General features: G+C 61.0%; 23 protein-coding genes. 10 read left to right on the top strand and 13 right to left on the bottom strand.

The window, feature by feature from the left end; all coding sequences use genetic code 11:
• Positions 1 to 270: 270 nt before the first annotated feature.
• Both D2V04_RS03970 and D2V04_RS03965 read left to right on the top strand, forming a co-directional pair.
• A protein-coding gene (locus tag D2V04_RS03970) for an IS630 family transposase (protein ID WP_119512013.1) occupies positions 271 to 1,216 on the top strand; the annotation gives its coding sequence in 2 pieces (ribosomal slippage) (positions 271 to 608 and positions 607 to 1,216; 948 coding nt in all).
• 54 nt (positions 1,217 to 1,270) lie between these two features.
• Positions 1,271 to 2,113 (top strand): hypothetical protein, encoded by an 843-nt coding sequence (locus D2V04_RS03965; protein WP_119512012.1) that lies wholly within the window; start codon positions 1,271 to 1,273, stop codon positions 2,111 to 2,113.
• Between the two features lie 380 nt (positions 2,114 to 2,493).
• Here the strand turns inward: D2V04_RS03965 and D2V04_RS03960 are convergent, their stop codons facing one another.
• The 3 genes from D2V04_RS03960 to D2V04_RS03950 form a co-directional block, all read right to left on the bottom strand.
• Positions 2,494 to 3,528: an IS110 family RNA-guided transposase gene (locus D2V04_RS03960; RefSeq protein WP_119512011.1), complete on the bottom strand. Its 1,035-nt coding sequence runs from the start codon at positions 3,526 to 3,528 to the stop codon at positions 2,494 to 2,496.
• A 202-nt stretch (positions 3,529 to 3,730) separates the two neighbouring features.
• Positions 3,731 to 4,000: an usg protein gene (locus D2V04_RS03955; protein ID WP_007013261.1), complete on the bottom strand. Its 270-nt coding sequence runs from the start codon at positions 3,998 to 4,000 to the stop codon at positions 3,731 to 3,733.
• Positions 3,997 to 4,230, bottom strand: coding sequence for a hypothetical protein (locus tag D2V04_RS03950; protein ID WP_119512010.1), 234 nt, complete (start codon positions 4,228 to 4,230; stop codon positions 3,997 to 3,999). Before D2V04_RS03950 ends, D2V04_RS03955 begins: the two co-directional genes overlap by 4 nt.
• Positions 4,231 to 4,493: 263 nt before the next feature.
• Between D2V04_RS03950 and groES the strand changes: the two genes are divergently transcribed.
• The 5 genes from groES (at position 4,494) to D2V04_RS03925 (ending at position 8,149) form a co-directional block, all read left to right on the top strand.
• A complete protein-coding gene (gene groES, locus D2V04_RS03945) occupies positions 4,494 to 4,808 on the top strand; it encodes a co-chaperone GroES (protein ID WP_119512009.1) in 315 nt (104 codons plus the stop codon).
• Positions 4,809 to 4,861: 53 nt separating this feature from the next.
• A complete protein-coding gene (gene groL, locus D2V04_RS03940) occupies positions 4,862 to 6,481 on the top strand; it encodes a chaperonin GroEL (RefSeq protein WP_119512008.1) in 1,620 nt (539 codons plus the stop codon).
• A 150-nt stretch (positions 6,482 to 6,631) separates the two neighbouring features.
• Positions 6,632 to 6,823: a DUF465 domain-containing protein gene (locus tag D2V04_RS03935; RefSeq protein ID WP_119512569.1), complete on the top strand. Its 192-nt coding sequence runs from the start codon at positions 6,632 to 6,634 to the stop codon at positions 6,821 to 6,823.
• A 245-nt stretch (positions 6,824 to 7,068) separates the two neighbouring features.
• On the top strand, positions 7,069 to 7,545 hold the full coding sequence (locus D2V04_RS03930) for an Hsp20 family protein (RefSeq protein WP_194956656.1): 477 nt from the start codon (positions 7,069 to 7,071) through the stop codon (positions 7,543 to 7,545).
• A 103-nt stretch (positions 7,546 to 7,648) separates the two neighbouring features.
• Positions 7,649 to 8,149 (top strand): Hsp20/alpha crystallin family protein, encoded by a 501-nt coding sequence (locus D2V04_RS03925; RefSeq protein WP_119512006.1) that lies wholly within the window; start codon positions 7,649 to 7,651, stop codon positions 8,147 to 8,149.
• Positions 8,150 to 8,200: 51 nt separating this feature from the next.
• Here the strand turns inward: D2V04_RS03925 and D2V04_RS03920 are convergent, their stop codons facing one another.
• From D2V04_RS03920 to D2V04_RS03890, 7 genes are all read right to left on the bottom strand, one after another.
• Entirely contained in the window at positions 8,201 to 9,271 is a 1,071-nt protein-coding gene (locus D2V04_RS03920; protein ID WP_228766251.1) for a S1C family serine protease, read from the bottom strand.
• Between the two features lie 939 nt (positions 9,272 to 10,210).
• Positions 10,211 to 12,778, bottom strand: a complete 2,568-nt coding sequence (locus tag D2V04_RS03915; protein ID WP_147391765.1) for a porin family protein — start codon at positions 12,776 to 12,778, stop codon at positions 10,211 to 10,213.
• A gap of 168 nt (positions 12,779 to 12,946) precedes the next feature.
• Positions 12,947 to 13,453, bottom strand: coding sequence for a hypothetical protein (locus D2V04_RS03910; RefSeq protein ID WP_147391764.1), 507 nt, complete (start codon positions 13,451 to 13,453; stop codon positions 12,947 to 12,949).
• A 33-nt stretch (positions 13,454 to 13,486) separates the two neighbouring features.
• Entirely contained in the window at positions 13,487 to 15,079 is a 1,593-nt protein-coding gene (tnpC, locus tag D2V04_RS03905; protein ID WP_119512002.1) for an IS66 family transposase, read from the bottom strand.
• Between the two features lie 46 nt (positions 15,080 to 15,125).
• Positions 15,126 to 15,482, bottom strand: a complete 357-nt coding sequence (gene tnpB / locus D2V04_RS03900) for an IS66 family insertion sequence element accessory protein TnpB (RefSeq protein WP_119512001.1) — start codon at positions 15,480 to 15,482, stop codon at positions 15,126 to 15,128.
• Complete coding sequence (gene tnpA / locus D2V04_RS03895; protein ID WP_228766249.1) at positions 15,479 to 15,913, bottom strand: IS66-like element accessory protein TnpA; 435 nt, start codon at positions 15,911 to 15,913, stop codon at positions 15,479 to 15,481. The genes tnpB and tnpA overlap by 4 nt, the downstream gene beginning before the upstream one ends.
• 296 nt (positions 15,914 to 16,209) lie before the next feature.
• Positions 16,210 to 19,413: a TonB-dependent receptor domain-containing protein gene (locus D2V04_RS03890; RefSeq protein WP_182849649.1), complete on the bottom strand. Its 3,204-nt coding sequence runs from the start codon at positions 19,411 to 19,413 to the stop codon at positions 16,210 to 16,212.
• 324 nt (positions 19,414 to 19,737) lie between these two features.
• Between D2V04_RS03890 and D2V04_RS03885 the strand changes: the two genes are divergently transcribed.
• The 3 genes from D2V04_RS03885 (at position 19,738) to D2V04_RS03875 (ending at position 22,108) form a co-directional block, all read left to right on the top strand.
• A complete protein-coding gene (locus D2V04_RS03885) occupies positions 19,738 to 20,250 on the top strand; it encodes an RNA polymerase sigma factor (protein WP_228766248.1) in 513 nt (170 codons plus the stop codon).
• Positions 20,247 to 21,230, top strand: coding sequence for a FecR family protein (locus D2V04_RS03880; RefSeq protein WP_119511997.1), 984 nt, complete (start codon positions 20,247 to 20,249; stop codon positions 21,228 to 21,230). Before D2V04_RS03885 ends, D2V04_RS03880 begins: the two co-directional genes overlap by 4 nt.
• A gap of 380 nt (positions 21,231 to 21,610) precedes the next feature.
• Complete coding sequence (locus tag D2V04_RS03875) at positions 21,611 to 22,108, top strand: hypothetical protein (protein ID WP_228766247.1); 498 nt, start codon at positions 21,611 to 21,613, stop codon at positions 22,106 to 22,108.
• 354 nt (positions 22,109 to 22,462) lie between these two features.
• Here the strand turns inward: D2V04_RS03875 and D2V04_RS03870 are convergent, their stop codons facing one another.
• The 3 genes from D2V04_RS03870 to D2V04_RS18145 form a co-directional block, all read right to left on the bottom strand.
• Positions 22,463 to 22,960, bottom strand: coding sequence for an antitoxin Xre-like helix-turn-helix domain-containing protein (locus D2V04_RS03870; RefSeq protein ID WP_119511995.1), 498 nt, complete (start codon positions 22,958 to 22,960; stop codon positions 22,463 to 22,465).
• Positions 22,961 to 23,241: 281 nt separating this feature from the next.
• Positions 23,242 to 24,513: a TnsD family Tn7-like transposition protein gene (locus D2V04_RS03865; RefSeq protein WP_119511994.1), complete on the bottom strand. Its 1,272-nt coding sequence runs from the start codon at positions 24,511 to 24,513 to the stop codon at positions 23,242 to 23,244.
• A gap of 3 nt (positions 24,514 to 24,516) precedes the next feature.
• On the bottom strand, positions 24,517 to 24,711 hold a 195-nt coding region (locus tag D2V04_RS18145), incomplete at its 5' end, for a hypothetical protein (protein WP_228766239.1).

Below are 24,711 nucleotides of genomic sequence, written 5' to 3'. Positions count from 1 at the left end.
CGAATAGTTTCTAGCCGGATTTGTCGCCTAAAGGAGCCGGTCCGGATTCGGCCCAGTTTCGGAACGGTTACAAAACGCCCCGACACGGTCATTCGAAATCGCCTTGAAAGCCTCTAAGAGCAGTCATCATTCCATCGGGGCGGTGGCCTAAGTCGCTGCAATTGTGGAAGTGACATTAGAGCGGTTTCCACACGAACTGACTCGTTAGGGATTCCCATTGTGGCTGCGTTGTGATTCACACTTCCTGCTGGTGGCAGGAGGCCAGCATGGATGGCACGAACGCTTTCACAGGATCTTCGGGACCGGGTTGTTGCCGCTATTGACGGTGGCATGAGTTGCCGCGCGGCTGCGGCGCATTTCGGGGTCAGCGCTTCAAGCGCGATCCGCTGGCGACAACGTGCTCTTGAGCATGGTCGGGCTGTTGCGAAGCCGCGCGGGGGCGACCGGCATTCGGGCAAGATCGAGGCGCATGCCGGCTTCATCCGTGAACTGATAGCCGAGCAGGGCGACATGACCCTGGTCGAGGTCCAGGCGCGGCTGATCGAGCGTGGCACCTCTGTCGGGATCGGCACGGTTCATCGCTTCTTCGCCCGGCACGGGATCACGCGCAAAAAAGACCGGGCACGCGATCGAGCAAGACCGTCCCGACGTCCTGAGACAGCGTCGGCGCTGGTTCGACGGGCAGATCGATCTGGAGCCGGAACGCCTGGTCTTCATCGACGAGACGTGGACCGCCACCAACATGACCCGCAGCCATGGCCGCTGCCCGAAAGGCGAGCGGTTGCGGATGGGCTTCCCGCACGGGCACCGCAAGACGACCACGCTGGTCGCGGGCCTGCGTATGACCGGCATGGTCGCACCGATGGTGCTGGACGGCCCGATCAACGGCGACTGGTTCGAGGCCTATGTCACCCAGGTGCTCGTGCCCGAACTGCGCCCCGGCGACATCGTCATCATGGACAACCTGTCGAGCCATAAGCGCGCCTCGGTGCGCGAGAGGATCGAGGAGGCGGGAGCAACCCTGCGCTTCCTCCCTCCTTACAGCCCGGACTTCAACCCGATCGAGAAGGCGTTCTCACGGCTCAAGGCCATGCTGCGCAAAGCCGGCGAAAGAACCGTCAGTGGACTGTGGGACCTGATCGGCAGACTCGTCGACATCTTCCAGCCCGGCGAATGCGCCAACTACTTCAGTTCCTGCGGCTACGAACCAGAATGAACGGAAATCGCTCTAGTCCTCCCCTGCGCCAAGTTGTGAGGATCGGGAGGAATCATGTTCAATCTTATTATGCGTTGGTTTGAGTGGGGGCACGACAACACGGGCACGCTTCCAGTTGGTCGCATGTTCGAGTACACCGAAGGCCCGCTGATCGAGCACTTCCGTGTTGACGGGGAGCCGCAGCTCGAAAGGCTGATGCGCCTCCCATGCCTCTTCATGAATGAAGGCATTGACGATCAGGTCTGCCGTGTTGGCACGCTCACCCGCGCACGGATCGTCAATCGAGAAGTTGTCTTCGAATATGCGTTGGATCCTGAGGTCCCACCGCTGCTCAATAGCGTGATTTATGCCAACCGCAATGCGCTCGACATGCCACACGATTTCGAGTTTTCTCGCAACCACTGGGCGATCAAGGAGGTAGACCTATACCGATTCCTGCTACGCAGCGTGCGGCCGCGGCGGCAACGACCCACTGTTTTCGAAATTGCCGAGCACGAGAACATTGAACCTGAACTGGCTTCGGCGATGATGCCGTTCGATGCTGGGTTCAACGACGTTTACGCGGCAATCCAAGAGGCTGCTGCGAATGCTGGTCTTCGCTGTCGGCGTGCCGACGACATTTGGGAGAACCCAGCGGTGATCCAAGACGTGGTGTCGCTCATCGACCGTTCCCGCGTGGTGGTCTGCGACTGCTCGGGGCGCAACCCGAATGTCTTCTACGAGGCGGGTATTGCCCACACGCTAGGGCGCGAAGTCATTCTCATAACTCAGAATGCAGCGGACATACCGTTTGATCTGCGCCATCTGCGCTACGTACAGTACCACAACAACGGCGAAGGGCGTGCAGCGCTTACACAAGCGCTGCACGGTCGGATGGAGACGATCCTGGGTCATTAAGGTGGCTGAGCTCGTCCGTAAGAGTCAGCGGCGCACTGCAACTTTCGCCTATCTGAATCCGAAACCGGACTGCCTCCTCTCGGCCCCGTTGCCGTCATCGGCGAGCACCTGAATGTATGGCATCTGTGGACGCCCCCAAAGAAGCAAGGGGTTAAATCGAGTATTGGCGTAGTCGGGTGCTGCCATCTGTCCGGCCTCTTGGTGCAGCGCCTTGCTGCGGGCCCGTATGGGAGTTCGCGGATCGGATCCATATCAGCTTTGCGCGCTCGTAAGGCGCTCTGCCATACCCTGGTTTTCCGACCCGGTCTCGCCGACCGTTTTTGCCATACTCTCCTTCGACCGCCTACGCCTCCCGGCGACCTCTGACGCCAGTCCCGGCTTTACGCCGCGACCGGTGCCGGAGCCCTGTAATCTTCCTTCTTGGTGAGCAGCGCCCAGACCGTGCGCGCCATCTTGTTGGCGAGCGCCACCGAGACCAGCATCCGCGGTTTTCTCGCTAACATGCCTTCGAGCCACGAACCTGCCGGCGCACCCCTGCGCGATGCCTGCCGAACGACCGAACTTCCGCCGATGATCAGCAGCCGCCTTATGGTTCGTTCACCCATCTTCGAGATCGATCCGAGCCGCTGCTTGCCGCCCGTCGAGTGCTGCCGCGGTGTCAGACCAAGCCATGCGGCGAAGTCGCGGCCCTTGGCGAAGGTCTCGATCGGCGGTGCCAACGCGAGGATCGCCGTCGCCGCGATCGGGCCGATGCCGGGGATAGTCATCAGCCTGCGGGCCGCCTCGTCTGCCTTCGCCCGGCGCTCGATCTCGCGGTCGAGATCGGCGATCTGCGCATCGAGCCGGTAGAGATGATCGACCATCACCTTGAACATGGCGCGCGCTGCTTCGGGCAGGGACGATGCCATTTCCTCCTCGTCGAGCAGATCGGCCAGCATCAGCACCTGCGCCCGGCCGCGGGGCGCGGCCCAGCCATATTCCGTCAGATGACCGCGCAGCGCATTGATGAGCTGCGTGCGCTGGCGAACCAGTAGATCGCGGGTGCGGAACACCATGCCGGCGGCCTGCTGCTCCTCGGTCTTGATCGCCACGAAGCGCATCCCCGGCCGTTGCGCGGCTTCGCAGATCGCCTCGGCATCGACCGCATCGTTCTTCTGCCGTTTCACGAACGGCTTCACATATGCCGGCGGTATCAGCCGCACGTCATGACCCAAATGGGTCAGTTGCCGAGCCCAGTGATGAGCCCCGCCGCATGCTTCCAGCGCAATCGTGCACGCTGGCTGCGCCGCGAAGAAGTCGAGCAGCTTGGCCCGCGTGAGCCTGCGGCTGAAAACCATCCGGCCCATCCCATCCGCGCCATGCGCATGGAAAACAGTCTTAGCGATATCCAACCCGATTGTGGTAACTTCTGACATGGACGCCTCCTTCAAGTGGTGTTCAACACCTCCACTTTGGCACACCGATGCCGCCGGGGGGCGTCCACCCCATCAGCTGCTTTCAGTGCGAGAAACTGGGAAAGCTGCCTCTCAAGTGGGCGAAGGTTTCTAGATTTTACTAGTCAGCAGTTCGTTTCCATTAGCATGAATACGGGCCTGCAAGCTCAATCACCCGTCTCTGCTACTCCCACGAGATCACGCCGTCCGCGGAACGCCAGCTCGCTGGCCGGATCATTTTCTCATGGGCGATTCGGACTGACCTTATCTCCGCCTCGATCTCGCGCCGCCAATGCGCGAGGAAATCGAACAGCACCGGAAAATCCGGTGCTGCATCGTATTCCTGCCAGGCATAAATCTGCAGGAGCGAGGGGTGATCCGGCATGAAATAGCAGATTTCTGCCGTGGTCAGCCCGTATCCTTCCAACTGAACCAGGAAAGCGCGGTCGGTCATTGCAGTGTGGGCTGGCTGTCTGGGCCGTCGAGCGAGCGCAATGCCGCGAATACATCGTCAACGGAAACGGGAGCTTTGAGTTCGGGAGGCTGGCGCATTGCAGGATGATTTTCGACGGCATGCCGATCGGACGCCCAGGAAGCCAGGATGGCTCGCTTCACTTCGGGTTCAAGCGAGGAATGATGCGCTACATCGAACGGATGCAGGTAGCGCGCGAATGGTTGCGACATAGGAACACCCTCCTTTCTGCCTTGCCGCTGATCACTCACTGTGGATCGCTCCGCTCACCATATTTTGTGATGCCATTTCAGACCGTCAAGACCCTGATAAGGCGTACGGAAAGTGCCCATTGGCAGTCGCAATCGGCGAGTGCCAAAAAATTTGGTTTGGACCTCTTGAAGCCGTTATCAGCAAAACTAGATCGCGCACTGCCTCCTGCCGATCATCCGGGGGAGGCGCTGTCAGTCATTTCGCTTTGTAATGGAGGTTATGCATGCATTTCCGACCTTTGCACGATCGCGTGCTGGTTCGCCGCATCGAGGCTGAAGAAAAGACGGCCGGCGGCATTATCATCCCCGACACCGCCAAGGAAAAGCCGATGGAAGGCGAAGTCGTCGCCGTGGGCCCTGGTGCGCGTGACGATTCCGGGAAGCTGGTGGAACCCGCCGTCAAGGCAGGCGACCGGGTCCTGTTCGGCAAGTGGTCCGGCACCGAAGTGCGGATTGATGGCGAGGACCTGCTCATCATGAAGGAGAGCGACATTCTCGGCATCATCGAAACCACCGCCCAACTCAAGAAGGCGGCGTAAGCAATCAACCCAATCTTCAGTTCAATCGAAAGAAGAGAAAGGAGCAGGCCAAAATGGCTGCGAAGGAAGTAAAGTTTGCGTCTGACGCGCGTGATCGCATGCTGCGCGGCGTGGATACGCTTGCAAATGCGGTCAAGGTAACTCTCGGCCCGAAGGGGCGCAACGTGGTGATCGAGAAGAGTTTCGGCGCTCCCCGCATCACCAAGGATGGCGTCACCGTTGCCAAGGAAATCGAACTCAAGGACAAGTTCGAAAACATGGGCGCGCAGATGCTGCGCGAAGTCGCCAGCAAGCAGAACGACAAGGCGGGTGACGGCACGACCACCGCCACCGTTCTGGCCCAAGCCATCGTGCGCGAAGGAGCCAAGGCGGTTGCTGCCGGCATGAACCCGATGGACCTGAAGCGCGGTATCGACCTCGCCGTCGGCACCGTGGTCAAGGACCTCGAAAGCCATGCTAAGAAGGTGTCGGCCAACAGCGAGATCGCGCAGGTCGCAACCATTTCCGCCAATGGCGACGAAACCGTCGGCCGCATCCTTGCCGAAGCGATGGAGAAGGTCGGCAATGAAGGCGTGATCACGGTCGAGGAAGCCAAGAGCCTAGAGACTGAGCTCGAAACGGTCGAGGGCATGCAGTTCGACCGCGGCTACCTCTCGCCCTATTTCGTGACCAATGCCGAAAAGCTGAAGGTGGAACTCGAGGATCCGTACATCCTCATTCACGAGAAGAAGCTGTCGAACCTGCAGGCGATGATTCCGCTGCTCGAACAGGTCGTGCAGTCGGGCAAGCCGTTGCTCATCATTGCGGAGGACGTCGAAGGTGAAGCCCTTGCTACCCTTGTGGTCAACAAGTTGCGCGGTGGCCTGAAGGTCGCGGCTGTCAAGGCGCCCGGCTTCGGCGATCGCCGCAAGGCCATGCTTGAGGATATCGCCATCCTCACCGCCGGCAATGTGGTGAGCGAGGAACTCGGCACCAAGCTCGAGAACGTCACGATCGGCATGCTCGGCCGGGCGAAGAAGGTCATCATCGACAAGGACAACACTACCATCGTCGATGGTGCCGGTAACAAAGCCGACATTGATGCCCGGGTCAGCCAGATCCGTGCCCAGATCGAGACCACGACCAGCGACTACGACCGCGAAAAGCTGCAGGAACGCGTGGCGAAGCTCGCCGGCGGCGTCGCCGTCATCCGCGTCGGCGGTGCCACCGAGGTCGAGGTCAAGGAGCGCAAGGACCGCGTCGACGACGCGCTGCACGCAACCCGTGCGGCTGTCGAGGAAGGCATTCTGCCGGGTGGCGGTATCGCCCTGCTGCGTGCGCTGAAAGCGCTCGACGGCCTCAAGGCTGCCAACGACGACCAGCAATCGGGCATCGACATTGTCCGTCGCGCGCTGCGTGCTCCAGCCCGCCAAATCGCCGAGAACGCAGGCGAGGACGGTGCTTACATCGTCGGCAAGCTGCTCGAAGGTGACGACTACAATCATGGCTTCAACGCCGCGACCGGCGAATACGAAGACCTGGTGAAGTCGGGTGTCATCGATCCGGCAAAGGTGGTGCGCACAGCGCTGCAGGATGCGGCTTCGGTCGCCTCGCTGCTAATCACCACCGAGGCGCTGGTGGCCGAACTGCCCAAGGAAGAATCGCCTGCCCCGATGCCGGCGATGGACTTCTAACAGGCTGTGGAGAGCGCGGGATCACGCTGCGCTCTCCCATCCTTCAGCGCACGGCAGTGCTGCTTAGGTGCCTGCACACGCCGTTCGGAACAAGGCAGGCTCCGAAAACGGCGACATCAGAAAATCGGTCTAATGAGAGAGGAGGAGATGATGACCGACAGGTATCTGGAGTACCTTTCACGCGAACATGCGCGGCTGGAGGACGAAATCCGGCTGGAAAGCAAACGCCCCCGGCCTGACGAAGTTCTGATTGCCCGGCTGAAGAAGCTCAAACTGGCGCTCAAGGACCAGATGCAAAGCTGGGATTCCAATCACGCGAGCAGCGATCGGCTGACCGCGTAAACGGACTGGATCCTACCATATTCTCTCTTGGAAGAGGGCCAGGCGCACCTCTATCGGTGCGCCTGGCTTCCCTTTCAAAGCACTGAAAAAACGACAACAAATTTTTAACGGGTCTTGAAACCGATTGCGCGCTTCCTCATTTTGTCAGTGCCGGATGCCATAACGGGTCTGGTTGGACAGAGGGCGTCGGCTCTTGGTTCCCGGCGCCTCTCATGCCCAGATTGCTCAATAAGGAGGATTTGGAAATGAGAACTGCATTTGATTTGACCCCCTATCGCCGCTCGACGGTAGGCTTCGATCGGCTCTTCGATGCGCTCGAGAACAGCTTCCGCGCTGAGACGCAGGACAGCTACCCACCCTTCGACATCGCCCGCACCGGCGAGGACAGCTACCGGATCACTCTGGCGGTTGCCGGCTTCCGTCCGGACGAAATCGACATCACTGCACAGCAGAACCAGCTCGTCATCTCCGGACAGAAGACCGAAAAGGACGAAGAAGGTGTCGAATTCGTTCACCGCGGTATCGCTGCCCGCGCGTTCGAGCGCCGGTTCCAGCTGGCCGATTACGTCGAAGTGCGCGATGCGAACTATGAACACGGCATGTTGACGATCTCGCTCCAGCGGATCGTCCCGGAATCGCTCAAGCCGCGCAAGATCGCCATCGAAAGCCGCGAGCATGTCAATGACGACACGCCGCAGCTGACCGAAGACAAGGCGGCCTAAGCCTCAATCACCGGGCAGATCCTCGGCGGGGTGGGTGCAATCACACCTGCCCCGCTTGCAAGGGCTTTGCCTAAACCAGTCGGAAAATAGGAGGAACGTCGAGATGGCAATTCGCGATCTCATTCCCTGGAAAAGCCAGGGCCAGGACATCGCTCCCCGGCAGGAGGAGCGGGTCGACCATCCGGTGATGTCGCTTCACCGGGATATCAATCGCTTGTTCGACGACATGTTTCGCGGGTTTTCCATGCCCTCGCTGCCGTCCATCGGACGCAGCCTTGGCAGGCCGCGTGTCGAATTGTCGGAGAACGACAGGGAAATCCGGGTCACGGCCGAGCTGCCGGGCATGGAGGAAAGGGACATCGAAATCAGCCTCGACGATCATCAGCTGGTGATCCGGGGTGAGAAGAAGTCCGAGATCAGCGACGAGGAACGCGGCTATTCCGAACGCAGCTACGGCCGCTTCGAGCGCCACATCGGTCTTCCCTCGCAGATTGACGAAAACAAGGTCGAGGCCGCTTTCCGCAACGGTGTTCTGACTGTTAGAATTCCGCGTACCTCAGAAGCGGCAAAAGGCCGCAAGACGATCCCGATCAACGCCAGTTAATTGCAGCCAAGAGGGCCGGTCCTGCCCATGGGACCGGCCCTTCTTTGTGCATCAACTTCCCGGTTCGAGTTCGAGCCTGACCGTTCGCACCTCTCCGCCGCGCATCAACGTCAGTTCAACGCTTTGCCCGACCCGAAAGTCGTCAAGGCGAGCGAGCAGGTCGCCGACCCGCGAAACAGGTTTGCCGTTCATAGCGGTAACGATGTCCCCGGGAACCACGCCGCGCCTTGTGCGCTGCGCTGCGACCAGACCGGCGCGCTCGGCTACCGACCCGGGATCGACCCGCAGGACAAAAACACCCTCGATCCCTGAAGCGCGCTTGAGCCGGTCGTTGATATTGTCGTCGCTTTCGAGGCCAAGGCTGGGCCGCGTATAGCGCCCCTCGGAAATGAGCTGCGGCACAACGCGCATCACCGTGTCGACCGGCACAGCAAAGCCGATTCCTGCCGATGCCCCGGAGGGACTGTATATCGCGGTATTGATCCCGATTAGTCGGCCAGCGGAGTCGAGTAGCGGGCCACCCGAATTTCCCGGATTGATTGCGGCATCGGTCTGGATCAGGTGCCGAATGTCGGGGCCGTTTTCGTTCGGCAGCGAACGATCCAGTGCCGAGACAATGCCCTTGGTCAAGGTCCAGTCCAGGCCGAACGGATTTCCGATCGCGAAGACATTCTGTCCGACCTGCAGGTCGCTGCTCGTGCCTATGGGCACCCGGGCAGGCGCAGTGAAGCCTGCACCGCCAATTTTTAGGACAGCAAGGTCGTGTTGTGGGCTCACACCGACCAGAGTGGCGGAAAACTGGCGACCGTCGGCAAGCTGTATTTGTGCTTGGGATGCACCCTCGATGACATGGAAATTGGTCACAATATGGCCGGCTCCATCCCATACGAGACCGGAGCCAGATCCGCGCGGCACGCTGTAGACATTACGTGTCCAGAAATCGGCAACTCGCTGCCGTGTCGATATGAAGACAACGGACTCTCGGGCATTGCGGAACAGGTCGATAGTGGCGCGTTCATCTCCGCCAAGGTCTCCGCGCGGAGTGACCATGCGTGGCTCGGCCACTGGACCCAATTGGCTGAAGAGTAACGATGCTGTTGCAGCTAGAAGCAGGGCGTTCATTATGATCAAAACCACTATCCACGGACGCGAATTTGACATTGGCTTCGTCAACGTTTGTCTCATCGCGGATAAATAGCGCCGGTTGTGCCGGGATCAACGCAATGCCTCGTCATTATTCGATCGACAAGAATGTCGGCAAACCAACCATAATCGGACATTGGTGGTGCGCATAACCAGGGCAAAGCTGCCTGTCCGCTTTCAGGCATCGTTTGGGAGAGCCTGAATGTCCGACATGGGGCGCGTGGCTGCCATCGGACATGGCCGCGACGAAGGGCAGCTATACGCAAACTGCGCCCTAAGACCTGCCGTTCCGGAGTGTCCGACATTGCAGCCATGTCGAGCAGGCTTAGTCGCCGTCCCCCTCGGGCGATCGGCGGCAAGATTCAACGATCGATAGGGCGCGAAGCTGCCTTGGGGCCGCGACGACCAGAGGCAGGCGCAACCTAAGCACAACAGGAAGGCCGGACCGCCGATCCTGCAGCGTGTGCGTCTCCGTGCTCTTCGTGGACCATGCGACCGTGTCCAAGGAGCCGGAGACGGGTCGGAGCGGTAGAGAGAACAGGCGTTCCGCTTGCACCAAATTAACGCGCGGCCCACCATGACGTCAGTCCGCAGGTCCGATTATTCCCACCGGTACGGCTCAAGAAGGTCTGGAGCACAGGTTCAGGCGGCGATAAGCTGATGGCCGGGTAGCGCGTATCCGCCATGCCCTGCACCACGTTCAAACACGGCCATGCTTGACTGGAAGAGGTACTGGGGCAATCATCGATGCACCTAAATCGAAAAGCTTTCTTCGTGATCGAGCTTGTGCTTATCGCTGCGCTGGTGGCGTTCATGTACTTTGGTGTGCTTTGCGCGTTTACCGGCATGGTAGCGAAGGCGTGGCACTGGGTAGCGAGTTGAACATGCTGTGCCGTGGTTCGGCTCTACGCTTTCGAGTCAGAATTTCTTCCGCACCATTAGTCGCACGGTTCGACCAAGGGGATCGATCTCGTCGCGGCTGTATCCGGAGGGAATGCTGCCATCATCCAACGTTACCCGGCGATAGCCATTAAAGAGATTTCGCACGTCGAACGAAATCTTGAGGCCCTCTATCAACGCGCTTCCTGCCGAGTTGCCGAGCAGGCGATCGGGTTCGATGAACATCGAGAGATTAAGCACGAGCGGCAGCTCGGAGAGGAAACGATCGTCGCCGGCGCGAACTCGGGTCGCACTGCTCCAGTTTCCATTCAAACTTGCACCAATCCCGGCCTTTCCTACGGTTGTCTGCACCGACACGTTGTGTCGCGATTGACCACCGTTGCTGAGCTGATCGATAGGCGGGACGCCAGGCCGGGTGAGTAGTTCGCTCTTTAGCTGCCAGCGATGATTGACCGCGAGACTGAACTGCAGCGGATCGGCATCGGGTGTGCTGCGCCGGCCTTGGCCGAAGCGCAATGCAATACCTGTCGTCAACGCGGAGTCGGTATCGTGGGCAATGTTGATGGCGCGCGCATCGACCGCAACGAGCCGTCCTTGCGCATCGCGTGTCACGCGTTCCGGAAACGCCGCCTCGATAACCGGGGTCAGCTCGGGAAACGACGCCACGTCCCCCTTCGCGATATGCTTTCGGTAGCCGATCTTGAGCGACAGCGTCTGATCGTCGAACGGCCTTATCAGGGCGCTCAAGTCCAGGCTCTGCCGGCTGCCGCGGTCGAGCTCGGGGTTGCCTCCGGTGATCCAGATCGGTTCTGCGATCTCCTGACGGGTGTAATCGAAGATCCGGTTGACCGTCGTAACGATCGGAGCGTCGAGCTGATCGAACGAGGGCGCGGTCTGGGCATATTCGAACGAGCCGCGCAGACGAAGGATCGAAATGAGCGACCAGGTCATGTCGCCGCCGAACCGCGTCTGCGCCCGTGTGTTGGTCATCGCCTGCCCCTTGAAGGACAGGTCGAGGGTTAGGTCGCCCAATGGTCCGATCGCGGATCCATCGCGGGCGGAAATCGGCAGACTAAGAGACATCTGACCGTTCAGTTGATCCCGAGCCGAATTATTTACCGAGATGAGTTCCTCGCCGCCGTCGTTCTGCCGGCTTCGCGTCCGATTATGGCTAGCGTTGGCAGTCACGCTCAGAACGACCGGGCCGGCGGGCAGACCGACAATATTCTTCCGGATGTTGAGCCGGGCGCTCAGATTCTCTCCGCGTGTGCGATTGCGGTTAGAGAGCAGCAGGCCGTCGTCCCACGGGCCGTATGGATTGAAGTCGGACTCGGCATCATCGATCAACTGCTGGATGTGTTCGACGTCGATCCCGCTCTCGAGGAGGTTGTCCGCCCAGTTGCGCGAATAGCTTGTCGCTAGGCTCGTTCGCCAGTCTCCGATTCTGCCATTCAGCGTCAGCGATGCGCTCAGCGATTCCGAGCTATTGTCGGTGCGCAGCGCGCGCTTACCGGAGAACGGACGCGTGAGGACAATGTCGTTGGCGAAAGGCGACGAAGGATGGCCGGCGGGAATGACGATCGATGCCATCGGGAGGCCGCGCAAACCCTCGCTGCTGCTGCTGTTGGCGCTGAGGTTCAACGATGCGGAGAAGGCGCCCAGCGGGCGCGTAATGCCGACACTGAGCGAGGCATTGCGCCGGCTCGATCGCAGGGTTTCGAAGGCGTCGGGATCGACCGGATGACGAAGGCCTGCGGTTGCGACGAAGTCCTCGAGTGTCGGCAAACCTGACCCTATGTCGCCGGGCATAGCCGCGACGGTGACGTGTTCTCCCACCGCAAAGCTCAGGGCGGGATCGATCTCCCCGCCTCCAGCGCGCCGGATATAGCCGACGCTGTCGAAAGCTCCGTCTTGCGCGGGAATATCCCTCGCGTCCTTACGCAGGGCGCTGTCACGGCCGATCCTGGCTTGGACATTCCAGCGGGTTTCGCCGCTAATTGCGGTACGCCCGAGAGAAAGATCGCCGCCATACTGGCCGCCGGCAGTGGCGAACTCCACGCCGGCGTCGGCGCTTAGCATCGAGAAGTGCTTCTTGAGCACCAGGTTGACGACGCGCTTGCCGGTCGGCTCACCATAGTGTGCGGCGGCCTCAGGCTTCAACACCGTGAGGCGGTTTAGCGCTTCAGCAGGATAGGAAAGAATCGAGCGCTCGAAGCCGACTGGTTCGCCGTTGATGAGGATGACCGGCTCTTCTCCGCTCGGGTCGATAAAGGGAGCCAGACGATCCAGCAATTCCTGTATGCTGTCGGCGTCCTGGCTGGCAATTTCGGCTTCATCGAACTCAGTCTCGGCGGCAACCTCCGCCTCGCCCCGACGGCGGTCGGCGGTGACGATAATGTCGCCGGGGTCGCCAAGTGGGTCGGACGCGATGCCGCTAACATCCGGCTGAGCGGTTCCTTGCGAAACCCACCCCGCCTCGACGCCCCCCATAATCGCGTGAGCATGGGCCGAGGACGCAAGGGCCGCCGTGCCCAGCAACGACGCAACAAAAACTCGGTTCAGCGCAAGCACATTGTGACCGCTCATCTGATCATTATGTCTGGCTAGTGCTGGCAGCGGTTCGCCGCTGGCGACCGGAAAAGGCCGCACCGTTACAGCGGTGCGGCCAGTAGCTTTCCGTCGACGGGTGGATGCCTCGATTGGTTCTGTACTAATCGAGGCGTCCACCAACCAATTCGAACGATCGTCACATCATCAAGGTACGACGTTGATATCGGGGGTTGTCGACAGATTGGCCAGGACGACGCAATCGGGATCGACGGGCGAGTTGAACTGGATCGTCGACGGTCCCGAGCCGTTGTTGATGACCGTGAACGGAAGCGGGCCAGCGTCGGAACACACGGGAGTGCCGGCAAGGCGAACGACGAGATTGTAAAGGCTCCCCGTGCCGCCGGTGCCGGTGGACGTATCGATCTCGAAGGTAGCGCCGCCATCGACGGTCAGGAGCGGGCAGTTGCCCGGCCCCGTATTGGTCCCCCCGGTGATGGTACCGCCATCGGCGACGCCGCCGCCGACGTCGGGTCCGGTGGTACCGCTCAGCGTCAGAGTGCAGGATAGCGATGTCGCACCCTTGGTAAGCTGTGCCGGGCCAATCGCATCGAAATTCGTGTTTGCGGGCGAGATGTGTTGTGCAAGCGCCGGGGTCGCGGCCATGCTGCCAGCGGCGAGCGCCCCAATGCAGACAAGTGTAAGCCTTTTCATTGCATCTCTCCTCTTAATTTGTAAGCGGTGTTCTCAGACCACGCCGGCTGAATAATTCCACGGCATTAGGTCGCCGAGGCGATCATTGCGATGCCCGGCGGCGAGCCTGGAAAGTGTGTCGGTGAGCCAGGCCTGCGGATCGACATCGTTCAGCTTGGCGGTCTCGATGAGACTGGCGATGACGGCCCAGTGTTCACCGCCGTCATCCGATCCGGCAAAGAGAGCATTCTTGCGGCTTAGGGCGATCGGCCGGATCGATCGTTCGACCGTGTTGCTGTCGAGTTCGATGCGGCCGTCGTCCAGGAACCGGGTCAGTCCTTCCCAGCGGGTGAGCGCATAGCGGATCGCCTCGGCAAGACGGCTCTTGCGGCTGACCTGGGTGAGCCGCGTGTCGAGAACGCGATGGAGTTCATCAACGATGGGGCGGCTATGCTCCTGGCGTGCTGCGCGACGTTGATCGGGCGACTGGCCGCGAACATTGGACTCGATCGCATAGAGCCTGGCGATACGCGCGAGCACGTCGGACGCCACCGGCGAAGCGCCGGCAGCGGCAAGCTCGTAGAAGCGGCGGCGGACGTGCGCCCAGCAGAAAGCGAGCGCGACCTCGCCCCGCCGCGCGAGCGCACCGTAGCCGCCATAGCCGTCCACCTGGAGCGTGCCCTTGAACCCGGCGAGATGCTCGATCGGCCGTTCGGCTTTGCGATCGGGCGCATAGCGATAAACCACCGTCGGCGGATCACTGCCGCCCCAGGGCCGATCATCGCGTGCGTAGGCCCAGAGCTGACCGGTCTTCGTTCTGCCGCGTCCGGGATCGAGCACCGGCGCGGTGGTCTCGTCCGCGAATAGCTTGCCGCTCCGCTTGAGGTCGGCGAGCAAGTGATCGCGCAGCGGCGTCAGCCACCACGCCGCGCGTCCTACCCAGTCCGACAGTGTCGAACGATCGATATGCACGCCCTGGCGAGCGTAGATCTGCGCCTGCCGGTAAAGCGGAAGGTGATCGGCGTATTTACTGACCAGAACCTGCGCGATCAGCGCTTCGGTCGGCAGCCCGGCGTCGACGATCCGCGCGGGTGCCGGGGCCTGGACCGGAGCGGCCTCGCACGCGCGGCAGCCATAACGCGGGCGCCGGGTGACGAGCACGCGGAACGTGGCGGGCACGACATCGAGCCGCTCGGCCACGTCTTCACCGATGACGTGGAGATCACCGCCGCAGCAGGCGCAGGCTTTATCCTCGATATCGACGACCTGTTCGATCCGTTCGAGATGCGCGGGCAGCGATCCCCGGTTGGTCTTGCGCGGAGCCGGCGTGCCAGTGTCCTTCTTCACGGCGTCGAGACTGGCCATTACACTGCTCAGCGCTGCGTCGAGTTCCTCGAACGCGAGCTGCAACTGATCCTCGTCGAGCTGCTCGGAGCGCGCGCCGAACCGGTGGCGCTGGAATGCGGCGATGATCGCGTTGAGCCGTGCGATCTCGGCTTCGGCCCTGGCGCCGGCAGTCTCGAGGCCGGCGATCCGATCCTCACTCTCGGCGAGCATCACCTCGCGCTTTGCAATCTCGCGATGGGCCGCCACGATCATCGCGCGCAGCGCGTCCGGATCGTCGGGAAGGTCGGCCTCGAGCAGCATCGAGTAGCACTGAATCAGGCGCCGCGACCCTCGTCAACCGGCCTTATCAACCAGCCAGTTGCGGCGCCTGTGCACGGCGTCCGCCATGAACCCGGCGCCAGTCCAGCCCTTCCAGCAAAGCTCCGAGCTGGGCGGCCGTCAGCCGCATCACGCCGTCCCGGATGCCAGGCCAGCGGAAGCTTCCTTGCTCGAGCCGCTTCGCCATCAGGCACAATCCCGTACCGTCCCACCAGACCAGCTTCACCCGGTCCGATCGCTTGGCGCGGAACACATAGACGACCCCGGAAAACGGGTTGGCGCCGTACTCCGCCTTCACCAGCGCGGCGAGGGAGTCCGGTCCTTTACGAAAATCCACGGGCCGCGTCGCAATCAGGATGCGCGCATCCGTTCCCGGACCGATCACCGCGTGGCCCTCAGCGCGGCGATCACGGCCGAGATCGTATCCGCATCGGTGCCTTGCGCGATCTTCACCGTCACGCCGTCTATCTCCAGCTCGACCGCAGCTCTGGACGAACGTCGCGAACGCCGACGGGGACGCTGCGCGGGCGCGGCAACCTGCGAGGCCACGGGCTCGATCACTGCCGGCACAAACATCGGCTGATCGACCGATCTCGAGGCGGCTTCGGACTTCTCGCGCATCTGGCGACGCCAGGTGAACAGTTGCGAATGGCTCAGCCCATGCCGCCGCGCTACCGCGCAGACAGTCTCGTGACCGGAATAGCTCTCCGCGACGATCGCCGCCTTAACATCGTCATCCCAGACCCGCCGTCGCCCCGCGCCGGTGAAGATCTCCAGCCGCTGAACTGGCCTAGTGCCAGCATCATCACATGACATCGACATGGCTCCAGGCCCGCATCGCGGAAAAACCCGAACTCGCCGATCAGCTCAGCGCTGACAATGTGGGGCGGAAACAGCGGTTACCTTAATTTCGGCGTTCGCCGATTTTAGAATTGATCGCGGTCGAGTAACAAACCCCGATCAACTACCACTCCACTGAGAGTGATCTGTGAGAACTCCGTTCCGGCTTGGTCGCCGGGAAATGAGGCTGCCGTTCGGCAAGAAGGCCATCAGCCGCTGCGCGACCGACGGCATTTGCACAGCCGGGAGAGATAGGCTGCGTCCTTGCATGCTCAGAAACTCTTGGTGACACTAAATCCGACTAGCCGCGGGTCCAGGGTGAAGACATTGGTCGTCAAACCACTATCATCGCTGTTGATGAACGCGTCCGTGATGGGCGTATTGTCGAACAGGTTCTTGACATACAATTGGAACGCTAGGCCATCGACGGGCCGCTCAAGTACGATCGACAGGTTGGTATTATCCCAGGCCCGCAGCCGGTCGATCGCGGTGTTGTAGACGCGTGCCCAACTCTTGCCTTGGCGATAGTAGTCACCGCGCAGCGTGAGCTCCCAATCATCGACTGGAATGGTGTATTGCGCGCCGATGTTGAAGGTCCAGTGCGGCGAATTCGGCAACTCGTTCCCACCGAGATCGGCGTAGAAGCCGCGTCCCTGATTGGGTCCATCCACGGCGGGGTCGTAGGTCACACCGTAGATGATCGAGTTGAAGCTTCCCGGCATGTAGTTGCCATTGTATGACGCGCCGCACAGCGGGCTTAGGATCGCCATCGCGTTGAGATCGTTGAACAGCGGACTGCTGACCAGCGTCTCGACGATTTCCCGAGGCGCGATGCAGTTCGATGCAAGCTGGATCCAGGGCTTGACCAGAACCCAGTCGGGATTCCCCTGCGTCCGGTTCATGACATCAATCGACTGCATGCCGTTGGCGATGCGACTGTCCAAGTACCCGAGGTTGGCGTTGATCCGGAAGCGCGGGGCGGGCTGCCAGACTGCCTCCAGTTCGGCCCCCCAGATTTCGGCATCGTAGTTTTCGTTGAGCGCCAGCCGGTCTACGATCTGCGAGACCTGATAATCCTCGTAATCATAATAGAACGCGTTGGCGTTAAGCGTTAGACTGCCATCGGCAAAAGTATTCTTCATGCCTATTTCGAATGCATCGACGCTCTCGGGCCGGAAGGTTTCGGGTTGCGGGAAGAACTGCAGCCGCTCGGGATTTGCGTCGATGCTGGGAGGGTTGGCCCCGCCCCCTTTGTATCCGCGTGCGTAGGAGGCGTACAACAAGGTGTCGTTGGTGAAGGACAGGTCGGGCTGCCAGTCGACGACCATCCGCCCCGTCAGTCGTCCCCACTTCTGAACGATGTCAGGTGAAACCCGGTAACCTTGACTGACATAGCCGCTGCCGAATATGCCGGGCGCAAGAAGCAGCTGACTCTTGATCGGGGTCGCTGTCTTCTTGTCCCTCGTATAGCGCAGCCCGGCCGTCACCTTCAGCGTATCGCTGGCCTGCCAGTATAGCTCACCGAACGCGGCGAGAGACTCCGTTTTGGCAAGGTTTCGGCTGCGGAAGTAGTTGTGGCCGTCGCCGTTAATCTGATCGAGCGGGTTGGGGTCGACATATACGCAGTTGCTCGGATCGGCGAGCTCAGCACAGTCTTGAACTACGCCACCGAAGTTTCCGTTGCCGAATGTGCCCTGCGCGAGGGCCGTGAACAGGTTGTTGAAGACAAAGTAATCTTCATCGATTTTGAAATGGAGGTAGTTTGCCCCGACGCTAAAGTTCACCGGCCCCGCGTAGGCCGACTGCAACCGAAATTCCTGATACCATTGCTTGCTGTGAGACCGGACCATATCGACACCGAGAATGGCGCTTGATGGGCCAAGCTGCGGGTCGGTGAAAATTCCTCCGGGGGACAAACCGTCGGTGGGAAGAGGGTTACCAAACAGATCCCTCAGATCACGGGAGTCGTTGAAGACGGGCCCGGAGTTGAAGCGATTGTAATCCTGCGTGGAGAAGTAGTAATCCTTGCTGTAAGCGGTCTGGGAGAACAGGGTAAGGTCACGGTTCAGATCGAATTCTATGTTCAGCTGATAAACGTCGTTCTTCGCCCGGAAGGTTGGGTCATAGGCCGTGGCAATCTCGCGCAGATCGCGGGATTGCGTGATTCCGGCATATGGATCGACGGGATCTATTAACCCGATCGCGGGTGAACCAAACGGGGCTCCGGGAACAAAACCGAGCTGAACGGTCCACGAGGCAGCGTTGACGTAGGGTAGCGACAGACCGTTTGGCACGCCGTAAGCATCGTCGTCGTAAAGTGATCCCGGCAGGCAACCCTGGCTAAGCTCACCGCGCGTAAGCGCAAGATCGGTGATGTCGCGCCCGACCATCGTCGGTCCGGGGTCTGTATGGCACAGCTGCTTACCTGTCCGCGAGCGGTCGTCGTCCTCCTCGAAATGCTCCCACACCGCGTTGACGCGGAGGCGGTCGCTTGGCTCCCAGGCCGCAGTGAGGCGCGTGGACCAAAGGTCGCGGCCATTCACGCGCTGGCCGGTCACTGTGTTGAAATCAAAGCCGTCACGTTTGGTCAGTGCGCCGGCGGCCCGGAGAGCGAAGGTTTCGCCGACCGGCACATTGACCATCGCACTCATCCGGCGCGTCTTGTAATTGCCCACCTCGGCCTTGACCCGGCCATCGAACTCGCCGAATTCGGGCTTCGCCGTGATCATGTTGACGACGCCGCCGGTTGCGTTGCGGCCATAGAGCGTGCCTTGCGGCCCACGCAGCACTTCGACGCGCTCCACATCGAAATATTCCTGCTCGAAAAGTCGGTTGCGAATGAGAGGCGTGTTATTGAAGCTGATTGCAACGGCCGGGTCGGACGTGACTGACAGCGCCTTGGTGCCCACCCCGCGGATCGAGAAATTGTAGCTCGCGAAATTGGTCTTCGAGAACGCGACGTTGGGAACGGCACGCATCAGTTCAGACCCACCTTCAATCTTCTGCTCGTCGAGATCCGCGCTCGTGAGTGCCGTAACTGCGATAGGTACGTCCTGGATCGATTCTTCGCGCTTCTGCGCGGTGACGATGATTTCGGCCGGTGCTGCCGCGACAGGACGGGGAGCGGCGCTCGGTGGGGAAGCGGGCTGCGATTGCGCTTGCGTGACCACGAAAACACGACCGTCGCGCCGATAGGTCAGTCCCGTGCCTTTCAGCAATGCCCGCAAAGCAGCCTCAGGGCCGGCCCGGTCGCTGAAACCCGGCGTCCGCTTGCCGCGGACAAGCCCAGCATCGGCCATGATCGTCATGCCGTTCTGTACGCCGAAATCGCGCAACGCGCTTTCAAGCGATTGCGCCGGAATATTATAGGTAATAAGATTCTCGCCCGCCTGTGCGGGCATTGCTGTAGCGGCCAATCCTACAACGGCCACGCTGCTCAAAAGAACTTGCTGCAGCGCAGATGCACCAAAATGCATGTATCCCTCTCCCATGTTATTTTTTTGTATGTTGGGAGTTGCCCCCCAAGGTATTCGATGTGGATTGCCCTAACACTTCATAGGACGCAAAATATGCGAGACAGGGGGGTCGCCGGCCGACATTTTTTCGGAAATCCTCGCCTGCCGTAGGGGAACCTCAGAAAGAATTTTTTTAGTAGACACAGATTTCGACCCCCCTAGCCGCCGGTTTGCGCGTCTATTCCTTTAAGTGCCAATGCATCGGGGTCATCGGTGGAAACTTAGAATGAACGGGAAGTTTGGCGAGCACTGTCGGATCCGGCCTCTCGGGAGCGTTCGCTGACGATGGCGTCGGTACAGCCACGGCCAGATTACGGCGCCTGGATGACAGCGTACGGACCAGGTCTTCGCCGCTATTTTCGGCGCCGCGTTCCCGATCAGGATGTCGATGATCTGGTGCAGGATGTTTTCGCCCGGCTCCAGTCCGCCCAGGCAAATGACGCGATCGAGAATGTTGAAGGCTACCTGTTCAGAACCGCGCACAATGTGCTGGTCAGCCGCTATCGAGAGCAGGCAGCGCGCATCAGCCTGCTGCATGGAGATTGGGACGAGGGCCACGATCCCGCCGATCCGCTTTCCCCCGAACGCATCGCGATCGGACGAGAGGAATACCAACGCGTGCTCACAGCAATCCGCGATCTGCCCCCGCGGACGCGCGAAGCCTTCGAACTGCACCGGTTCGAGAACCTGACCTATCAGGCGATCGCCGAGCGAATGTCCATTTCCAGAGAATCCGTGAAAGACCTCATGCACCGCGCACTTGTCCGCATCGCCGAAGATCGGGAGACCCACCGATGACCGGCGCGCAAGCCAGCGGTTGCGCCAAGCTTCGATCCGAAGCGGCAGACTGGTACAACGAGCGCCTCGCAGGCGATATGACGGCGGAGGACGAAGTTCGTTTCCGCGACTGGATCCGCCAATCCGACGCGCACCGCGGCGCCTATGAGGCGATCGACCGAGCGTGGTATGTCGCCAGCACCGCGGCGCCTGATCTTGTCCCGCTGGAGAATCCCCTGCCGGCCCGCGCCGGGTCGAGCCGTTCGAAGGTTTTCGCTGCGGCTGCGTCGATCCTGCTCGTCGGAGGCATCGGATGGCTGTCCCTGGGCGACCTCCCGTTTGGCGAGCGTGATCATCCGGCGCAGGCTTTCCAGACCGAGACCGGGCAACGTGCCACTATCACGCTTCCCGACGGATCGGTCGTAAAGCTCGATTCCGAAACCGACATGCGCTTCTCGGATCTGCCCGATGAGCGCCGCGTGCAGCTGCTCCGCGGCCGCGCCTATTTCGAGGTTGCAAGCGACCGATCGAGGCCATTCATCGTCCATGCCGCCGGCAAGACCGTGCGTGCGATCGGAACGGCCTTCGAAGTCAGCATGGATCGCGGGGAGCTGACGGTCGTCCTGGCCGAAGGAAAGGTCAGGGTCGAGGACGCGACCGATAACGGAAGCGGCACCGGCACCGATATGACTCCGGGACGCCAGCTCGTGATCGATACCGATCGGCGCTGGACACTGACCAGCGCCGACGTGGCGAAGGAAACCGGCTGGACCGAAGGCCGCCTCATTTTCATGCACGATCCGCTGTCGGAGGCCGTCGCCGAGATGAATCGGTACTCGACGAGAAAGTTGACTTTCAGGGATGGGATGATCCCTGACCGGGAGATCGTCGGCGTGTTTTCAGCGGGCGATGTCGACGGCTTTATCAAAGCGCTGGAACTCAATGGGATAGCAAAGCAGGAATCTTCCACAAATGACGAGATCATCTTAGTCGAACCCTGATGAGCGTCATCGCCAGGCGCTGCGCGCCCTGAAGCCACCGATCGATGTGCCCTTCGTCTCAGGGTCTTCGAAGATCGGAATGCGCATGTCGGATCTCCCTCTCCCCGAGGGACCACCTGGGGTCGATGCCGACACTAACCTCTCCAAGGATCGGCATCGGCTCTCCTTTGCTAGTCGCCACGATGACGGGGTGTGAGCAGCCTTCTGATCGCCGGAGCGGCGATCCTGCGAAGCGGAAGATCCCTGAGAAACCCTCGCGCTATGGCGGCGACGCGGTAGAGGAACTTTCGATCAAGGAACGCATGTGATGGAATAACGCTCTCGGTGGCCGGATTTTCGTAACAAGTTTAGCTTAATGATCGTCAAGAGGGGGAAGTGTCATGATCCTGTCGAAACTGCGCGCATTGGCCTGCACGCTCCTTGTTTGTGCTGCGCCGTCTGTGGTCAGCGCACAGGACTTTACTGTCGAAGCCAATGGGGCTCGCGCCCAAGATCGTTGGGGTGGCGAGTTCGGTGTCGGTTACAATCTGCACATAGGCCCCGTGACCGTTCGGCCAATCGGAGGGGTTTTTCTCCATGCCAGCGACAACGATCGCTTTCGCAGCGAGACGATCAGCGACGGGCGAGAGGTTTGTCGCGACCATTCCAATGGACAATTTGCGGACAAGTCCAACTGCAACGACCTTGCCGCCAAGCTCTACGGCAAGATCGAAGGCACTCTGACGGTCCTTGCAGTCGAAGTGGGCGCCGGCGCTCGCTTTAGCGGAGATCGCACCCGCGCCTATGGGACGGCGGCAATGAATGTCCTGCCTAAGGTCAAGATCAAGGGGAATCTCGGCGATCGCTACGGCGCGATCGGGCTTATGGCGACGTTCTAAAAATCTGATGGGAGAGGATTTGCATGAAAGCGTTGATTGGCGCGCTCGCGTTGTCGGTGGTCAGTCTCACAGGTGGGGCAGCACCGATTTGTTCGACTGCTTGGGCCGGTGAGGCATGCTGCAAGGTATGTAAGAAGGGAAAAGCTTGCGGCGATAGCTGCATCAGCCGGGAGAAGACTTGCCATAAGGGCAAAGGCTGCGCATGCGACGGCTGACAAGCCCCGCGAACGGCTTCTGAGCACGGCCCAATAGCCAGGGTGGACACCTCCCGTTCGGGTGGTGCAGTGCTCCGGTAGCGGTCCCCGCCGCTAACGCCTGTCACTATAGGCCGAGGTGGCAACCCGCACTACACACTCAAACGATGCGTATCTCGTCGTCATTGTACGGCCCAAAACCCAAATCGGCCTCGTTTGGAGCCATGTAGATGCCACCCCTCGCGGCATCAAGAAAACGACGTAGGGTCAGCAGGTCATCCAGCGCGCCGCTCATCACAAGGCTCATGGGTGGTCGACCGGCAAATACCGGAGCGTTATGCGGCTGAGCCAACCAGCAGATGCGCTCGTCTTCCCCGGCGAACAGCACGCAAAGCGCGGCATAAATACCGAGGGTTGCAGAAATCCGGTTCAGTACATCGGCGCTGAGGGTAAGGTCGCCATGCTCTCGCGCCTTCTTGCACCACCTGCGATATGTCGAAGGCGCCGGCCCGCCAAGAACCACACGTTGCTCGTGTTCGCTCAGGCTCCAGAGCTTTGCGATGTTGAGAAAGGTCCGCAGACCCGGACCGCTAAGCCTGCGCCGATTGGCCGGCGCGAAGCGCTCAGGGTCTACTTGGGGTGGTGCTTGCTCGGACATGCTGTCACTCCACGCATAGACAATTCAGTTTCGCCCTGGGCCGCCCATCTCCAAGCCCGCCGGGACAGTGAGCGGAGGCATCAGGAATGGACTCCCGCATCGACAGCGTCGATGTAGCGATGCACCCAATCGGCATGGCCCTCCTGCACTAGTTGCATGGCCGTGAGGACAGCAAGCCCGGGATCGGCTCGGCAGAGTACCAGGCATAAGCAAGCTCGCAGGAGCCGAAGCGGGTTCGACTCGAGCCGGGATTTCAGCCATCTGCGCTTTCTCTTCCTGGGTCATGAGAACTCTCCCGGGCACTTGCTCTCCGGCTTCTGGAGCAGCTCCTGCTCGAGGCGCCTCACAGTCATTGGATCGACGCGCATTGCCCTTGCTTTCCCGCGGAGACTAAGCCCGCTGGCGGCAGCTTGCCTCAAGAAGCGCCCTGCTTCCGGTCCGAACTGACGAATGCGAGGCCTGCCGATCGCCCCGTCCGGACGGCGGGTCCTGCTGTAGGAATAGCCGCAGGAGCAGGTAAAATGACCGTGCAGCTTTCCGCGATCACGGACCAGCCTTTGCCTGGTCACGACTGGTTTCTCGAAATGCTCCGCCAGCGGGTTGAGACAGAGCCACGGCGGCGGCCCGAACGGCCTTTCGACCTCCGGAACTTGCTCCAACGCAGTTTGAAGTACGAGATGCTGCGCCGGCGGCGCCAGCTTGCGTCTGTTGCGCAGCAGGTCCGTCACCCAGTTCGGGCCCTCGTCAGTGCCGAGCGACAGCCCCGGTATCATCTCGAGCGTCTCGCCCCAGTAGTCGCTCACGAGCTGCTGTATTCGCGAAGCTCGCAAGTGCTGCGTGCCTCTCAGCAGGCCGCGATCGGCGAGCATATGCCGGTAGTGCTGGTATTGTCCGGCCGGCCCATTCGGTTCCGGTGGCGCATCGAGAAGAGCCCGGCTCAGACGCGCTAGCTCGACCAGTTTCGGTGGCGGTGGTTTGCCGTTAGAACGGCATGACAGATCTCCGCTTTGCATTTCGGCAGCCTCGTCCGGAGACATCAACGAATGCCGTTTCCGCGGGTTCAGCTCGGCCGAGGATCTGTACAGCCACGTCCCGTGTTCGGCACAGACGAGAACGCCCGGTAGCTGCTGCCAGCGCAGCCACCACGCCTCGCCGGCCCGGTCCAGCACATCGGCGACGCAGTCCCGGCAGAATTGCAGGCTCCCGGGCATCGGCACCGGAAACGTGGACAGGCCAAGCGTGAACTGCAGCGAGGCGCCCTGCCCCTTCATCTGCCGCAGCGCCCTCTCCCGAACCGTCTGGCTCGCGAACGCGGTGTGATAGCCATAGGTCGTGGTCGAATGGATCAGCTGGTCGAGCTGCTCGTCGGGCCAACCAAAGCGCTCGGCAACAGCTGCAAGATCGCAGGGTAGGTGACACAGGGCCACGAACTGCCGCCTGCCGGCAATCGCCCGCGCGAAGCTCGCGTAAGGAGGTCTGCCCAGATAGCGGTGCAACCGCACGAGCATGCTGTAGAAGGTCTCGCCAGGATAGGGCTCGGGCAACCAGTCCATCGCTCAAGCTTCCGGCCAGATGCCGGTCAGCCCGGCTCCGCGTATAGCCTCGAGCGGCGTCAGGCCTCGCCCGGCCGCTTCTGCAACAAGCTTCCTGAGATCGCGATCCTCGAGGATGGCGGGGTCGAAAGCCACCTCGTCCTTGCGCTTCGATTTCCTGCCCCTGATGAGCTTCCGGACGTGCTCGAAGAACCCCAG

The sequence above is a fragment of the Pelagerythrobacter aerophilus genome, from assembly GCF_003581645.1.
Lineage (GTDB): Bacteria > Pseudomonadota > Alphaproteobacteria > Sphingomonadales > Sphingomonadaceae > Pelagerythrobacter > Pelagerythrobacter aerophilus.
Note: the sequence above shows the minus strand (reverse complement) of the source record. Positions and strands in the feature narration are given on the sequence as shown.

Coding starts and splice junctions, on each gene's coding strand:
- D2V04_RS03870 (WP_119511995.1), bottom strand. CDS start 22,960: ATGTCCGAGCAAGCACCACCCCAAGTAGACCCTGAGCGCTTCGCGCCG.
- D2V04_RS03965 (WP_119512012.1), top strand. CDS start 1,271: ATGTTCAATCTTATTATGCGTTGGTTTGAGTGGGGGCACGACAACACG.
- tnpC (WP_119512002.1), bottom strand. CDS start 15,079: ATGCTGCTCGAGGCCGACCTTCCCGACGATCCGGACGCGCTGCGCGCG.
- D2V04_RS03920 (WP_228766251.1), bottom strand. CDS start 9,271: ATGAACGCCCTGCTTCTAGCTGCAACAGCATCGTTACTCTTCAGCCAA.
- D2V04_RS03880 (WP_119511997.1), top strand. CDS start 20,247: ATGACCGGCGCGCAAGCCAGCGGTTGCGCCAAGCTTCGATCCGAAGCG.
- D2V04_RS03890 (WP_182849649.1), bottom strand. CDS start 19,413: ATGCATTTTGGTGCATCTGCGCTGCAGCAAGTTCTTTTGAGCAGCGTG.
- D2V04_RS03865 (WP_119511994.1), bottom strand. CDS start 24,513: ATGGACTGGTTGCCCGAGCCCTATCCTGGCGAGACCTTCTACAGCATG.
- D2V04_RS03885 (WP_228766248.1), top strand. CDS start 19,738: ATGGCGTCGGTACAGCCACGGCCAGATTACGGCGCCTGGATGACAGCG.
- D2V04_RS03915 (WP_147391765.1), bottom strand. CDS start 12,778: ATGAGCGGTCACAATGTGCTTGCGCTGAACCGAGTTTTTGTTGCGTCG.
- D2V04_RS03960 (WP_119512011.1), bottom strand. CDS start 3,528: ATGTCAGAAGTTACCACAATCGGGTTGGATATCGCTAAGACTGTTTTC.
- D2V04_RS03935 (WP_119512569.1), top strand. CDS start 6,632: ATGACCGACAGGTATCTGGAGTACCTTTCACGCGAACATGCGCGGCTG.
- D2V04_RS03950 (WP_119512010.1), bottom strand. CDS start 4,230: ATGTCGCAACCATTCGCGCGCTACCTGCATCCGTTCGATGTAGCGCAT.
- groES (WP_119512009.1), top strand. CDS start 4,494: ATGCATTTCCGACCTTTGCACGATCGCGTGCTGGTTCGCCGCATCGAG.
- groL (WP_119512008.1), top strand. CDS start 4,862: ATGGCTGCGAAGGAAGTAAAGTTTGCGTCTGACGCGCGTGATCGCATG.
- D2V04_RS03955 (WP_007013261.1), bottom strand. CDS start 4,000: ATGACCGACCGCGCTTTCCTGGTTCAGTTGGAAGGATACGGGCTGACC.
- tnpA (WP_228766249.1), bottom strand. CDS start 15,913: ATGTCATGTGATGATGCTGGCACTAGGCCAGTTCAGCGGCTGGAGATC.
- D2V04_RS03910 (WP_147391764.1), bottom strand. CDS start 13,453: ATGAAAAGGCTTACACTTGTCTGCATTGGGGCGCTCGCCGCTGGCAGC.
- D2V04_RS03875 (WP_228766247.1), top strand. CDS start 21,611: ATGATCCTGTCGAAACTGCGCGCATTGGCCTGCACGCTCCTTGTTTGT.
- D2V04_RS03925 (WP_119512006.1), top strand. CDS start 7,649: ATGGCAATTCGCGATCTCATTCCCTGGAAAAGCCAGGGCCAGGACATC.
- D2V04_RS03930 (WP_194956656.1), top strand. CDS start 7,069: ATGAGAACTGCATTTGATTTGACCCCCTATCGCCGCTCGACGGTAGGC.